Origin of the sequence: Leptospira saintgironsiae (assembly GCF_002811765.1) — a bacterium.
In the GTDB taxonomy this organism is placed as follows: Bacteria; Spirochaetota; Leptospiria; order Leptospirales; family Leptospiraceae; genus Leptospira_B; species Leptospira_B saintgironsiae.
Map to the genome: position 1 here is coordinate 163,313 of NZ_NPDR01000005.1, position 14,700 is coordinate 178,012.

Consider the following 14,700-nt stretch of genomic DNA (forward strand, 5'->3'; position numbering starts at 1 on the left):
TGATGAAACGATTTGTCGAAGTTACTACGAATCCGGTTCATTCTGAATACCAGGATGAATCGGAGCCTGGAACAGAGTTTCCATTCCATCCTTGGTTGGCATCTAAGATTAGGGAGAAGCTGGGAAGGGAAGACCTACGCTTAAGGTTGAGCGAGATCAGCTGTGAAGAAGTCGCCTGTCCTGTAATGGAAACTAGAATCGAGGTCGTAGATACTACATCCGGTAAAACTACGACATTATTGAGATTTGGCAGAAAGAAAGAACAAATTAACAAACTGGATCTGCAGCTCTCCTTTCAGAAAATGCAAATTCTGTAGTATCTTCGACTCAATTCAAAACAAATCCAGAAATTACCTTCTCAAAGTTTGCTTTCTCTTTCTCGAACTGACTTTCTAAGGTGAAAGTAGAGAATTGAACGGAACCGAAATTCCCACTAGCTAAAAAAGAATAAAAAATAAATCTAAGGCCTTTGATCTGAGCTGTATAGGTTACGATCTTCCCCACGACTCCGTTAACGGAACAATCTTCAATATTAACGATCCTTGCCTCCGGATCTGTTTTAATTACATTCAATAAAACTAATTCAGGAAATGAATCTATAGGGATTTCTAAACCTTCGTAGATTACCATTGCGTTTCCGGTTCTTGCTTGGTTTACAAAATGGAATTCTGCGAACTCGTGACTTTCAGTTATGTTAGTCCATAAAGTTGGATTATAAAAAACGGAATATAATCCTGATTTACTTTTGAGAAGGTTTGTTTGGTCGGTTCCTTTTAGGATAAGTCTGGCCGAGTTTAATTTTTTAGAAGGATCCGGTTTAGGTTCAGGTGAGTACTGCCAGGTGAAGTTTTCTTTAAGGACTACCTTCTTTCCTGTTTTGGTATAAACTACTTCGTCGGCGAATGTAGCAGTTGCGGCACAGAATAAGATTAGAAACTTGATTTTTTTCATAGGCCTTCTCCTGGCTTTGAAAGATTTAATAAGGACCGGCGAGATTATATTAGGAAAATGTGATCTTTATTTTTGTAAACTAGGGGAACTATCCGAAAATTTGTATTTCACTCCAAGCATACCTTGGATTTCCGGAGTGAGTAATCCGTCTGTATTTGGGAAAGGTTGATGAAGAGGTAAACGTACTAAACCTTCGAAACTTAAATTTTTTGTGGAGATTGAAAATCCAGGATTTACGTAATATTCGTAACCTTGTTGCCATCCTCTGAAAGCTTGAGGAGTATCGATTTGCAAAAGACTTTTATCATTAAATCTTTTTATTCCGGACACTTGTAGGAAAAAATCCATCTTATTCAAGTTACTTGAATTAGAGATCAACGAGTAACTGATCCCGATGGACGATTTTGCAGATTCAGGGATCGCCAAACCTACGTTATTTCCTGCCATTCTCCAGCCTAAATCCATTTGGATCCCAGCTCTTCCGAGCAAATATCCGAAGAGTAAATTTCCAGCTTGGTTGTCTAAACCTCTGGAAAGATTGGAACCTAAACCAGGTATAACTGAAGAAGTAGCTCTCACATCTGTCAAACCATCGAACGCCCTTCTTTCAGTATTAGCTCCTACATATGCCTCGGATTTATTATCCTTGTTTTGGCCCATGCTCATTGCCATTACAAAAACTTCTTCTCTTCCGAGAGAAGGATACAGAGCAAAAAATTCTCTCTTTTGTAAAAGTATTCTAGGCTGGTTTGGTAATTTATTAGGAAGTCCAGGAATAGAATTAAAAGATGCGGATGATGACTCGGTCGGGATATATTCCTGAAACACTTTCATTTCATAAGGATATTTGAATGTAAGAGAAGAGAAAAATTGGACCTTATGTTCTTCCTTCTCTACCTCTGCTCCAGAACTTTCCTTTTGGGAAAATAGAGCCTTATTTTTGGAAAAGTTGTCGAAAGAATCCCAGAAAAAAGTAGAACTGTTCTCTCCGTATATTACGGACAGGCTCGCTACAAAAGGAAAAATCACCTGTAAGAGGGAAGGGAAGGCCTTTCTAAAAAACGAGCGCTTACGTTTAGGAAGAGATTTGGAATCATATGTCATCTTCTCGGTTCTCATCCTATATTTATTGATATATGACGGAATATTCTTCTTTGCCAATGATAATTCCGTCATATTTACCAAAAAATAAGACCTTCTATAATTTACTCGGAATCGGTAAAAATGAACACAAACATCAGAAATTTCGGACCTTGCAAAATTGAAAGTCCAGCTGCTTATGAATATTACACTGGAGATGAATCCAAGGTGGTTTTCAAGACAGTATTCGAAACAGAAGAGAGCTGGAGGGAATATATAGGAGAAGGTGCCGAATTTTTCGAACAAGCTGGTCCCAGAAAGAAGATCTACTTCGACCCAAAAGAAGTGACTGCTGGGATCGTGACCTGCGGGGGGCTTTGTCCAGGGATCAATGACGTGATCCGAGGTATTGTAATGGAATTAAATTATAGATACGGGGTAAAACGTATCCTTGGATTTCCATACGGCTACCAAGGCCTTGTCAAAAAATTTGATCATAAGCCCATGGAGCTGAATCCGGAAAACGTTGCCCATATAGGAAGGGATGGGGGTACTATTCTCGCTTCTTCCAGAGGAAACCAAAACGCTTCTGACATGGTTGATAGGCTTTCTTTATATGGCGTTAAGATGTTATTCTGTATCGGAGGAGATGGCACTTTAAGAGGAGCAAAGGAAATCGTAAGAGAGATAGACAGAAGAGGAGAAGAGATCTCTGTCATCGGAGTTCCTAAAACGATAGATAACGATATCAATTATGTGCAAAAAACTTTCGGATTTTCCACAGCCTTCTCTAAAGCAATGGAAGCAGTAGAATGTGCCCATGTGGAAGCAAAAGGTGCACCGAATGGGATTGGAGTAGTGAAACTAATGGGAAGACATTCCGGTTTTATAGCAGTGAATGCTGCTCTAGCTTCTCAAAACGTAAATTATTGTCTGATCCCTGAAGTGGATTTTGATCTGAAAGGGAAAGGTTCCTTCTTAGATGTTTTAAAAAATAGGATCTTAACTAGAGAACATGCAGTAATCATTGTGGCAGAAGGTGCAGGGCAAAAGTTTTTTGGAAAAACGGAAGAAAGAGATGCATCCGGAAATTTAAAATTAGGCGATATAGGCGTTTATCTCAAAAATTCCATCCAGGACTTCTTCAAAGCGGAGAAGATAGAAGTGAATGTAAAATATATAGACCCAAGTTATATCATTCGTTCTATTCCTGCAAATCCTGAGGATTCTATTTTCTGCGGATTTTTAGCACAGAATGCAGTGCATGCTGCTATGGCAGGTAAGACAGATATAGTGATTGGAATGTGGAATAATGTGTTTACTCATCTTCCGATTGATATCGCTATCCAAGAAAGAAAAGTGCTTCAACCTACTAAGAGTACTTTGTGGAGAACGTTACTAGCTTCTACAGGACAGCCTGCTCATATGGTGGCAGAATAGTATTATAATCGGGTAAGTTCCGAGATCAAATAGATACCAGGTTGATCGGATTATAAAATCCTAATTGAGTCGGACCATTACTAAAGTGTAATCGTCATGAGGATCCGCTTCTCCTCTGAATGCGTCAGTAGTGTCCAGGATCAGTTCTTTTAGATTTTCCACGGGCATGTCCCCGTTTCTTTCTATTAGTTTTGCGAGATTTTCCAAAGAATACATTTCTCCGGTTTCGTTTGTGGTCTCGCTCACTCCATCAGTGTATAGAACTAGAAGATCTCCAGGTTGGTATTCTACTTCATGTTCTTCTACCTCTGATTCTTTGATCCCTAGAGGCATTCCTTTTCCGGAGAGAAGTAGTACCTTCTTCTCCTTAGCTTTATATAATAACTGCTCGTTATGACCCGCGCTAGAATAACGTATTCTTTTTTTAAGCATATTTATGCGGGTCAGCATCACAGTGACGAACATAAAATAACCGGACTTCTCTTGGATGATCCGATTCGCTCCCATAAGACTGATACTTGTAGAAGAGTTACGTGCCACTTCACCAGCAATAATCGTTTTGGAAAATTCCATAAACAATGCGGCAGAGATCCCTTTTCCGGAAACGTCCGCGATCAGGATACTTACTTCGTCAGGATTATGATAGATTAGATCATAAAAATCCCCACCGATCTCTTTAGATGCGGTATAAGAAGTTTCGATCTCCAAAAGATGCATCTTCTTAGGGATATTAGGCAGAGAGTTGAGCTGTATCTGAGAAGCAATCTGCATATCTCTTCTGATAGAGGTTAACTTCTCTTTTTGATTTTTTGCCAAAAGACTATTATAAGCTTCTGCAATTTGGTTGGAGATTGTACTTAAGATAGAAAGATCTTGGTGAGAAAAACTGTCTCCGCTCATCTTATCCGCAGCATTCAAAACGCCAATGATTGTGCCGTCCTGACGAATTGGAACGGAAACGAATGATCTAGTCTTATAACGATTCGGTGTAAGAAGGTCTGGATTGATATCAGTTTGTCCCTGAACTAAGATCGCTTTCCCTTGGGATAAAATTTCATTCAAGATCCCTCTGGATTCATCCACAAGATGGGATTCTTCTTCCAAACTGAACCCGATAGACTTAGAAAGTTCGAATGCTTTCGTTCTAGGATTTTGGAAGATTAAAGAAACTCTTTCTGCCCCTAAAACATCAGAGATTGAGTTTACTGTCAGATTTAAGAACTGATCCAACTCGCTGATATTGGAGATCGCCTGGCTGATTTGGTAGAGACAATCCAATTCTCGCGCACGATCTTTCAGATCTCGGATTAGTCTTCTGTTCCTGATCGCAATCGCTGCAAGATCAGAAAGATATTCCAATATTTTAATATCTTTATTTGTAAATTCAGGCCTTTCTAAAGAGTTAACTGCTTCCAGAACTCCTTGGATCTCTCCTTGTGCCTTCATCGGAACGCAGATCAGGTTCTTAGTGGTGAATCCAACTGCGTCATCTATGTTTCTATAAATTCTTGGATCGGTTTCTGCATCGTTTACGATGACTGGTTCCAGACTTTCTAGTACCATTCCGGCGATCCCTTTTCCTCTAGGGACTTTTAATTCAGTGAGGGATTCTCCCTTATCACCTTTTGCAACTTGGAATACTAGACAATCTTCGTCCGGATCATAGAGTAGAAGGGAACATCCTTCTGTATTGAGTACATCTTTTGTGGTTTCTATTATAATTCCCAAAAGTTCTTCCAGATCATCGGTGGAGTTGATCCTGGCAGTAATGTCTGAAATAAGAGCTAAGGAGAGCTGTTTGAAACTCATTTGGTCCGGGAATACTTCTTTTTTTGAGGGATTTTCAAATCGGAGGGCTTATTCCAGCCCAAATCCTACTCCTGTCAAGGAGATTCGAAACTTTCCATTTATTCGATCAAGGAACCGATCCCTTGATCAGTAAAGATTTCGATCAGAATAGAATGGGGGACTCTTCCGTCAATAATATGAGTCCTTCTCACTCCTTGGTCGATCGCCGAAAGACAACATTCTACTTTAGGGATCATTCCTCCGGTGATATCTCCTTTTCGAATATAATCTTTTACTAAGGCCCTGTTCAGACCTGTTACAAGTTTTCCATCGATCAGGATCCCGCTCGTGTCCGTAAGAAGGATCAGCTTCTCCGCTTTGAGAGCGCCTGCTAATTCTCCAGCGAAAGTATCCGCGTTTATATTCAAAGATTCTCCTGATCCGGATTCGGCAACAGGAGAAATGACTGGGATAAAACCTTTTTCTTGGAGAGATAAAATGACTGTAGGATCTATTTTGTCGATCTTACCTACAAGACCCACATCGACTAGCTCGGATTTTTTACCTTCCACATCAACTTCGATCTTTGTTTTGGAAGCGACTGCTAGATTTCCGTCTTTTCCGGAAAGTCCTACTGCATTTCCACCTTCTTTATTGATCATGGAAACGATCTGTTTATTTACTTTTCCGGTGAGGACCATCTCTACTACGTCCATGGTCTCTTCGTTTGTGACCCTATGTCCATGAACGAACTCGGTTGGAATATTCAAACTATCTAAGAGTCTGTTAATCTCAGGCCCGCCTCCGTGAACGATGACCGGATGGATGCCTACGTATTTTAGAAGAACGATATCTTTTGCAAAAGATTCCTTTAAGTCGGCCTTGGCCATTGCGGCTCCACCATATTTGATAACCACAGTTTTCCCGGAGTATTTTGTAATATAGGGAAGGGCCTCCAGAATATTGTTGACCCTCTCAAAGGAATGTTCCATACCAAACAGAGAAATCGTTCCCCACTTGTACGTCGATTCGGAAATGTTTACAATTTTAATCACTGGAGGAAGTGGGGGCCTTGGCCGCGCTCTTGTTTCCGAATTAGGAAATTCCGGATATAAGATCCTAAATTGGGATCTGGTTTCTCCGGACAAACTTCATCCAAACGAAACATTCCAAAAAATAGATCTGACTTCTTCCGATGAACTGGAAAATGCCTGCAAAAATTTACAGTCAGAGGCTTCTTCCATTCGTGGATTTATACATTGTGCAGGTTACGGCGGTCCGTATCATAAAATTACGGAAGTTTCTTTAGAAGAATGGGACAGGATCTTTTCCATCAATCTTCGCTCCGCTTTTCAAATTACAAAATCGTTACTTCCAATTTTTAGCGCCCAAGAATTCGGTAGATTCGTTTATATAGCTTCTTCTTTGTCTGTGCAAGGTAGCGCTTTGTCTGTGGCTTATTCTTCTTCCAAACATGGGATCATAGGTTTTATGAAATCTATTGCAGCCGAATGGGGAGAAAAAGGAATCACATCTAACGCTGTAAGTCCTGGTTATATGGAAACCAAGATGGGAATCCAAGAAGACCAAGTGGATGATCATCGCAAAAAGATAATAGAGATGACACCTGTTAAGAAGATCGCGTCCCCGGAAGAGATCGCAAGAGTAGTGACTTTTTTAATTTCTTCCGAGTCCGGTTATATTAACGGTGCAAATTGGACAGTAGACGGAGGAATTACTTCGATTTAGTTTTCTTGGAAGAAGTTTTCGAAGTCACAGGATCTTTTCCCAAGTTCAAAAAGATCTCTCTCAATTCCTTGGTGGGATTTTCCACTTTTTCATCGATCCATAGTTCATTTGCAGAAGGAGAAGAATCAAATTTGATCTTTCTTTTTAAGATCTTTCCTCTTCTGGCAAGAAGAAGGTCCGCTTTTTTGCCGGGCTGGTACTGATTTAATAATTCCTTAAAGTTACCAGGAAGAATTCTTTTATCATCCAATGCGATCCATTCGTCGCCTAAATTGATATCCGTTTCTTTTACGGATTTGGAGAGAAGGATCTTACTTACGATCATTCTTCCTCTTTCTTCTTTTACTCTAAATCCAGGTTCAATTTTAGGTTTAGAAGCAGTTCTTTCCACACCGATCAAATGTAGATACTTCTCCACAGGAATACGTTTTGGATCCACGATATAAGGATCGAATTCCAGTTTTAAATCCAGGCCCGTAACCTTCTTCGCAGTTTGAAAAAATTCGGCCTTGGTAAATCCTCTTTTTTTCTCCTGATGGTATTGTTTGTTCAATGCGATCATGATATCCACCAAGGATTTTTTGCCCTTGGTTTCTTTCAGGATATAAAGATGCATACTCAAAGATAGAATGGCACCTTTCGTATAATAAGAGATGCCTGTGTTTGCAAAATTTGGGTCGAATGGACGATTATAATATTTAGTCCAAGCAGTAAAACTGGAATCTTCTAAACTCATCCAGGATTCACCTAAGGATTCTTCTAACTCCTGCATATCCTTCCAAAGTTTATTCAAATATTGCTGAGTAGAATAAGTTCCACATAGAAGAAGAAAATAAGCATCGAAGAAGCTAGTAATTCCTTCCGCGATCCATAATTCTTTTGTTAAGTTTGGCTTTTGGTAATCGAAAGGGCCAAGTGCAATCGGACGAATTCTTTTCACATTCCAATGATGGAAATATTCATGGGATAAAAGTTCTAAAAGAGTTCTATAATTATCAGGATTAGACCATCCATTTGGATCGAATTGGTTGATACTAGAATTGAGATGTTCCAATCCTCCATATAGATTATCGCTCATGTCCAAAACGAATAGATAATATTGATTCTCCGTTCCACCCATCAATTTGATCTGGGTTTCTACAATAGTCGCGAGATCTTTTGCGATCTTCTTCTTATCTTTTGTTTCGATATCGCCTAGGATGACTAGATCGAATTCACATCCTTCTACGCTGAAATTGAGCTGTTTTTCGTTTGTAAGAAGAATCGGTGAGTCAAAAAATTCATCAAAATTCTTTGCCTTCCAAGTTTGTTTGGAGGCTTCCTTCTTTTTTAATCCTGTGTAACAAAAACGAAAAGGTGATAGATTCTTCCAAGTTAGTTTAGGTTCCAGATCTAAACGATCTTTAGGATACAAAAATGTAGCAGGTGGATGTACTAGAATAAAATCGCTTGTGAAATAATTTGTTCGAACTGTGTGTTCGAATCCGTAAATTATATAAGAAATTTTGAATGTTTCTCCCTTAGAGGAAACTTTCCAAGTGTTTAGATCTGTTTGTTCTATACTCCAGCCTGGTTTGGATTGAACAAAATGAATTTGGTGAATTGATTTAGAATAATCTCGGATCTTATAAGAGCCAGGGGACCAATTCGGAATACAAAGAAATGTTTCTTGTTTGTCTGGGTGGACTTCCATTTCCACCTTTAATAAATGTCTATGCGGTTGGTATGTATCTAGAGTATATTTTACGATCACGCCTTAGGCACCGGCCTCTTTTAAGATCTCCTCTAAAGTTTCGGCAACTGTTTTAGTAGGATCTACTTTTCTCCATACTTTGCGAATGGTTCCGTCAGGTCCTACTAAAAAGCTGTCTCTGGAAAGTCCCTTGAACACTCTACCTTGCCATTCTTGGTCTCCATAAACTCCTAAAGGACCGCTCAAAGTTTGTTTCGGATCGGATAGAAGAGGGAAACTCAAATTGAACTTGTCAATAAATTGTTTATGACTATCCAAAGAGTCGGAACTGATCCCATAGACCTTTGCTCCAGCCTGTGTGAACTTTTCCAGATTGTCTCTATAAGAGCAGGCTTGTTTTGTACAACCCGGGGTATCGTCTTTTGGATAAAAATACAATAAGGTCCAAGAACCGCTTGAGTCTTTCGGTAGATTTACTGTGTTTCCGGTTGAGCTGGATAAACTTACTTCCGGTAATTTTTTGCCTTCCCATGAGTCGGACATAAAGTTTTCCTCCTATTTTCCCTTCCGGATAGTTTCTACCGAAAACATTCCGGGGAAAAGAAAAAATCCGTTAAAAAACTTGAAATCTCGCAGTTTTTCTCATCCAATTACTGCTGTCGAATAACGCATGGTGCAAAATCAAAAAATTCTCGCTTTACCTTTCAGATCTCTACTCTTCATTTCTTTTTTCTTATTCTCCTTTTACTCTCTGGGTTCTCAGGAAGAAGAGCCCATTCCAGGTTGGAAGGACCTGGATCTAAAAAGATTGGAATGGGAATCCGTACAAGGATTTAAACCGGAATTCAAATCAGGCTTCGAATCTACAGAACCTGGTTATTTAAAAATAGAAAAATTTCCGATCGTTCTGAACCAACTTTATAAAACTCCAGTATCCGACAAGGTCCAAGAGTTCACCATACAGACAAAATTTAATCTAAATTTCGATCCAAAGGCACAGGTGTTCTTAAGTCCGATCCGATTGTACTTAAATTTTATAGGAGAGAACTGGGAAATTTATCTGAACGGACATCTTTTGCAAAAAGAGATCCATTTGGACTCGAATGGAAAAATGCAGATCCGAAAAACTCTCCGTGATTTGGAAGTGCAGGTTGATTCCAGTATCTTACAGGCCGGGGAAAACAAACTTGTATTCCATATATTGGGAGATGCACCTGCAGTCCATCTTTCGGAAGAAGAATATCCTATACTTTCTCCTATCTTCACACCTACGAACGTGGATCTTGGATTTTATTTAGATGGTGATTATACCTTAGGAGTTGAATACGATTTTTCTAAGAAGATCGGGATCTTAATCAATTTAAGTCTAAATACGATCTATATATTCTTCGGGCTTTATCATCTTCTCATTTTTTCTAAAAGAAGAACTGATAAATACAATTTATATTTCGGGATCTTCTCTATCTCCATGGCGATATACTCGTTGAGTAGATCCACCATCATTTTTGATTTTATACAAGATAGTACTTGGATTACAAGAATTGAATATGGTTCGGTATCCTTACTTGCTCCTTTGTTCTTATTGTTTCTTCACGATTATTTTTACGGATCCACAATTCCTAATAAGGCGATACTTACCATCTCCGGATGGAGTTTTGGGATCTTCTTCTTTTCCTTTTTTGCCCCATTCCAATATTTGATGATAAGTTTGAGAGCATGGCAGATCTCCATTCTACCTTCTCTTATTTATCTATTGTACTTTATGGGGAAAGCGGTTTATCTCCGCAAAAAAGACGCATCTCTTATGGCGATCAGTATGTTCATCATCGTATTCATTTCTGGTTACGATGTTTTGGATTCAATGTTTTTCCAATCAGGGATCCGATTCACACAGTTCGCATATCTTTTATTTGTAATTTCTTTAACCACCATTCTTGCGAACAGGTTTATCGATCTGTACAAACAGTCTGAAGATTTGAATATTGAGCTCAGTCACCAGAAATTGGAATTGGCAAGACAGAAGAATGCATTCTTCCGTTTTGTTCCGATGCAATTTTTAAGTGTGTTAGGAAAAGATTCTGCGGTGGATGTGAACTTAGGCGATTCTGCATTGAGAGAGATGAGTGTTTTATTCACAGACATTCGATCTTTTACTACTATCTCAGAGAAAATGACTCCTGAAGAAAATTTCAGATTTATCAATGGTTATCTCGCCAAGATGGAACCTTTGATCCAAAAGTACGAAGGTTTCGTGGATAAGTTTATGGGAGATGCGATCCTCGCATTATTTTCCGCAGAAAGAGTGATCCATTCTGAAAATAATTGGGAAGGTAAATCTGCTGCAGATAGGGCGGTTCTTGCTGCAATTGATATGAGAAGAAGGGTCCGGGAACTCGAAGAAGAAGTTAAGGGTAATCATGGACATGTAAAAGGTGTTCGTATCGGTATCGGAATTAACACAGGAAGTTTGATGCTCGGAACTGTAGGTTCTTCTCATAGGTTAGATACAACTGTGATAGGGGATACAGTTAACGTTGCATCTCGTCTAGAAAGTCTCACAAATTTATATAAAGCAGATATACTAATTACTCAAAATACTTTGTCTAGTCTTACTATCGCAGATGACCTTGCGATCAGAGAAGTAGACTCAGTTGTGGTTAAAGGAAAAAGCCAACCTATCATCATTTACGAAATTTATGAATCAGATGATCCTCATATTCGCAAACTAAAGGATGCTACACTGGCCTTGATCTCCAGAGGGATCATTTTATATAAGGTCGGAAATTTTAAAGAAGCACTTCAGAATTTCGAGCAAGCCCTAAAAGTTTATCCAGAAGATATAGTGGCGATTTTATACAGAAAACGTTGCCAAGAATATATAGAAGCTCCTCCAGTTGGGAATTGGGTCGGAGTACAACATCTTTTGGAAAAGTAGAAGATCGTTTTTCGCTTTCCAGAAGACCAAAGGATCTTGAGAATGATCACCTATGATTTCTTATCCGGTGTACAAACTCATTCATATCCTTGGTATTTTATTCTTATTCTCCGCTTACGGTGGTCTTGCACTTCACGTATTAGGAGGAGGCACAAAAGAGAACGCTCCTAAAAAACTAATCGCTTCCGCTCATGGAATTGGTATGACACTCATACTTTTGGGCGGTTTCGGAATGTTAGCAAGAATTGGACTTTTGACTAGCTTTCCTGGTTGGGTGATTGCTAAAATTGCGATCTGGTTGGTCTTCGGTGGACTATTGACTGCGTATTATAAAAAGCCTGAGTTTGCAAAAATACTTTGGTTCGGCCTTCCAATACTTGGTACATTCTCAGCTTATTTGGCTTTGTATAAACCGTTTTAAGTTTTTATAAAAGAATTTTATCAGAAAACCCCATTTTCATTTTTTGAGAATGGGAACAAAATAAATGTGAAGGGATGAACTTATGGCAAAGGTAAATGTTTCCAAATCAGTCAAAAAAACATCTTCTAAAAAAGATACTAGCTTAAAACCGATCAAAGATTTTTTAGGTTCTCGTAGCCTTCCGGCTCCTGTGGATCGTCTGGAAGATGTTCGTAAAAGAGCGAGAAGATTCAGAGATAAATTTTTATCGGGTCCACAAGTAGTATATTATAAATCCTTTGATTTGGTTCGAGTTCCTTATCCTACAAAGTATGCACTACTGAATGCATTTAGTCTTCCTACACCATTTCTGCATATCATCAATCGATTGTTTATCATCCAATACAAAACATCTGAAGGTATTAAAACTTTACTTTTCTCTCCTTCTGATGTAGATGCAAATGCGGAGACTCCATTTTTCAAAAGACTTTCCCAAAGTTTTGGACCTTTCCAGAATATTGGAAGAAAGATCATGGCTCCTATATTGAATACTGTTGAGGAATGTCTTAAACAAGTAGGACTTCCTCCGGAGAAGGTGGATTATATTTCTTTCGATCATTTGCATACTCAAGATTTACGCAAATGGTTGGGAGCGAATGGCCAACCTGGATATTTTCCAAATGCAAAACTATTGGTCATGAAAGAAGAATGGGATTCTATCCAAGGACTTCTTCCTCCTCAATCCGATTGGTATTGTCCAAATGGTTCCGGTGGAATTTCTATGGATCGAGTTGTCCTTTTAGATTCGGATACTGAACTGGGCGGGGGAGTTGCTTTGATCAGAACTCCTGGGCATACATATGGAAACCATAGTTTGGTAGCAAATACTCCGGAAGGGATTTTTGTAACTAGTGAGAATGGAGTGAGTGCCGATAATTATAATCCGCTCAAATCACGTATCCCTGGTGTACGCAAATATGCTAAAAACACTGGAATGGAAGTGATCTTAAACGGAAATACTTTGGAGATTGGTCTTGATCAATATATCTCCATGGTTTTAGAAAAAGAGATTGCTGGTCCTTCTTTGCGAAATCCTGAATTTTATAATGTTATGCCTTCTTCTGAAATGAGCGGGTTCTGGCTTTTTCCCGGAACAAGTCCAACATTCTCATTCGGACAATTACAATTCGGTAATATAGTTACACATTAGGAAATATACATGAATATACTCATCACTGGTGCAAGCGGCGGTTTAGGAAAAAATCTGGCGGAGAAAGCGTACGCTTTAGGTCATAATATTCTTCTCACGAATTTGAATGAAAAGGCTCTGAAAGATTATATTACTAAACAAAAGTTTGATAAGAACAGAGTTTTAACTTCAAAATTAGATGTCACTTCTCCTTCCGATTGGAAGAAGGTTATGGATCTCGCTTATAAAAAATGGGGCAAACTGGATATTCTAATGAATGTGGCAGGTTATCTTCTTCCTGGATATATCGAAAATGTAAGCCCTAAAGATATTGATAAACATATAGATATTAACGCTAAAGGTTTAATGTACGGAACTAGAGAAGCTTCTATCAGAATGATCGCACAGGGTGGAGGGCATATTATAAATATTGCATCTTTGGCGGGCGTCGCTCCTATTCCTGGGATTTCTCTTTATTCTACTTCTAAATTTGCTGTTAGAGGATTTTCCTTGGCAGTAGCACAAGAGTTAAGACCTAAAAAAGTATTCGTAAGTGTTGTGTGCCCAGATGCAATCCAAACACCGATGCTTGATCTTCAAAAAGATTATGAAGAAGCTTCCATGACATTCTCTGGAAATAGATATCTCAAAACGGAAGAAGTAACTGATATTATCTTTAATAAAGTGATCCCAAACAAACCTATGGAAGTTCTGATCCCTGGTTCCAGAGGATTTTTAGCTAAGGTGGGAAGTTTCCTTCCTGGATTGAATGCGTTACTCAGTCCTTCTCTTATGAATAAAGGAAAGAAGAAACAAACAGTCTACAAAAAGAATTAAGGTGGATCTTTCTTATTTTTTCAATTTGGCTGGGGTCACTGTGTTTGCAGTGTCAGGAGCCCTGGCCGCTGCTGAAAAAAAGACGTATCATGCTGATGCATTCAGCGTATTTTTTACAGGATTTATCACTGCGATTGGTGGTGGAACTTTAAGAGATATTACACTCGGAAATTATCCTGTCTCTTGGGTTTCCGATTCAAATGTTCTTTGGGCGATATTTGCAGGTTTCGCTATCACATTCGTCTTCCCTCGATTTTTGATCCGAATGAAAACTGGGATTTTCTTTTTCGACACAGTTGGAATTGGGATCTATACAGTGATCGGAACTAGGATCTCATTACTCAGCGGAGTAAATCCATTTGCGGCAGCGATCTTAGGGATGGTATCTGCAGTTTTTGGAGGTGTTATCCGAGATACTTTAATCAACGAAGTTCCAATGATCTTCCGAAGAGAAATTTATGCAACTGCATGTTTGGCAGGGGCAATCTTATACATTGTATTAGATAAATTCGAAGTGAACGGAAGTTTAAATACCGCTGTCTCCGCTTTACTTGTTATTTTAGTCCGAATGATCGCAGTTCGATTTAATCTATCTCTTCCTAAATTCCGTTTGCCTGAATAATAGTTCTTTTTAAAAT

Annotated in this window: 14 protein-coding genes; 8 read left to right on the plus strand and 6 right to left on the minus strand. The window is 38.9% G+C overall.

The window, feature by feature from the left end; translation table 11 throughout:
- The first annotated feature begins 2 nt into the window (after positions 1–2).
- Positions 3–317, plus strand: a complete 315-nt coding sequence (locus CH362_RS12945) for a hypothetical protein (protein WP_100710765.1) — start codon at positions 3–5, stop codon at positions 315–317.
- Between the two features lie 10 nt (positions 318–327).
- Here CH362_RS12945 and CH362_RS12950 read toward each other — a convergent pair whose 3' ends face one another.
- Entirely contained in the window at positions 328–951 is a 624-nt protein-coding gene (locus CH362_RS12950; protein ID WP_100710766.1) for a hypothetical protein, read from the minus strand.
- 66 nt (positions 952–1,017) lie between these two features.
- The gene (locus tag CH362_RS12955) at positions 1,018–2,112 is read right to left on the minus strand and encodes an LIC_20087 family outer membrane protein (protein ID WP_244280579.1); all 1,095 of its coding nucleotides are present in this window, start codon (positions 2,110–2,112) and stop codon (positions 1,018–1,020) included.
- Between the two features lie 63 nt (positions 2,113–2,175).
- On the opposite strand from CH362_RS12955, the gene CH362_RS12960 reads away from it, so the two are divergent.
- Positions 2,176–3,471, plus strand: a complete 1,296-nt coding sequence (locus tag CH362_RS12960) for an ATP-dependent 6-phosphofructokinase (protein ID WP_100710767.1) — start codon at positions 2,176–2,178, stop codon at positions 3,469–3,471.
- Between the two features lie 60 nt (positions 3,472–3,531).
- On the opposite strand, the gene CH362_RS12965 is transcribed toward CH362_RS12960, so the two are convergent.
- Positions 3,532–5,280 (minus strand): GAF domain-containing SpoIIE family protein phosphatase, encoded by a 1,749-nt coding sequence (locus CH362_RS12965; RefSeq protein ID WP_100710768.1) that lies wholly within the window; start codon positions 5,278–5,280, stop codon positions 3,532–3,534.
- A gap of 98 nt (positions 5,281–5,378) precedes the next feature.
- Positions 5,379–6,251, minus strand: a complete 873-nt coding sequence (gene argB, locus CH362_RS12970) for an acetylglutamate kinase (protein ID WP_100710769.1) — start codon at positions 6,249–6,251, stop codon at positions 5,379–5,381.
- A 43-nt stretch (positions 6,252–6,294) separates the two neighbouring features.
- Between argB and CH362_RS12975 the strand changes: the two genes are divergently transcribed.
- A complete protein-coding gene (locus tag CH362_RS12975) occupies positions 6,295–7,008 on the plus strand; it encodes an SDR family NAD(P)-dependent oxidoreductase (RefSeq protein WP_100710770.1) in 714 nt (237 codons plus the stop codon).
- Here CH362_RS12975 and CH362_RS12980 read toward each other — a convergent pair.
- Together CH362_RS12980 and CH362_RS12985 are read right to left on the minus strand one after the other, a co-directional pair.
- Positions 6,995–8,761 (minus strand): M61 family metallopeptidase, encoded by a 1,767-nt coding sequence (locus CH362_RS12980; RefSeq protein WP_100710771.1) that lies wholly within the window; start codon positions 8,759–8,761, stop codon positions 6,995–6,997. The genes CH362_RS12975 and CH362_RS12980 overlap by 14 nt on opposite strands.
- A gap of 3 nt (positions 8,762–8,764) precedes the next feature.
- The gene (locus CH362_RS12985; protein WP_100710772.1) at positions 8,765–9,244 is read right to left on the minus strand and encodes a peroxiredoxin; all 480 of its coding nucleotides are present in this window, start codon (positions 9,242–9,244) and stop codon (positions 8,765–8,767) included.
- Positions 9,245–9,371: 127 nt separating this feature from the next.
- Here CH362_RS12985 and CH362_RS12990 point away from each other — a divergent pair, with 127 nt between their 5' ends.
- From CH362_RS12990 to CH362_RS13010, 5 genes are all read left to right on the plus strand, one after another.
- On the plus strand, positions 9,372–11,636 hold the full coding sequence (locus CH362_RS12990) for an adenylate/guanylate cyclase domain-containing protein (protein WP_100710773.1): 2,265 nt from the start codon (positions 9,372–9,374) through the stop codon (positions 11,634–11,636).
- 52 nt (positions 11,637–11,688) lie between these two features.
- On the plus strand, positions 11,689–12,057 hold the full coding sequence (locus CH362_RS12995) for a hypothetical protein (protein ID WP_100710774.1): 369 nt from the start codon (positions 11,689–11,691) through the stop codon (positions 12,055–12,057).
- 82 nt (positions 12,058–12,139) lie between these two features.
- Positions 12,140–13,246 (plus strand): MBL fold metallo-hydrolase, encoded by a 1,107-nt coding sequence (locus CH362_RS13000; protein ID WP_100710775.1) that lies wholly within the window; start codon positions 12,140–12,142, stop codon positions 13,244–13,246.
- A 9-nt stretch (positions 13,247–13,255) separates the two neighbouring features.
- Complete coding sequence (locus CH362_RS13005) at positions 13,256–14,062, plus strand: SDR family oxidoreductase (protein ID WP_100710776.1); 807 nt, start codon at positions 13,256–13,258, stop codon at positions 14,060–14,062.
- Position 14,063: 1 nt separating this feature from the next.
- Complete coding sequence (locus CH362_RS13010) at positions 14,064–14,684, plus strand: trimeric intracellular cation channel family protein (protein WP_100710777.1); 621 nt, start codon at positions 14,064–14,066, stop codon at positions 14,682–14,684.
- Positions 14,685–14,700: the final 16 nt, after the last annotated feature.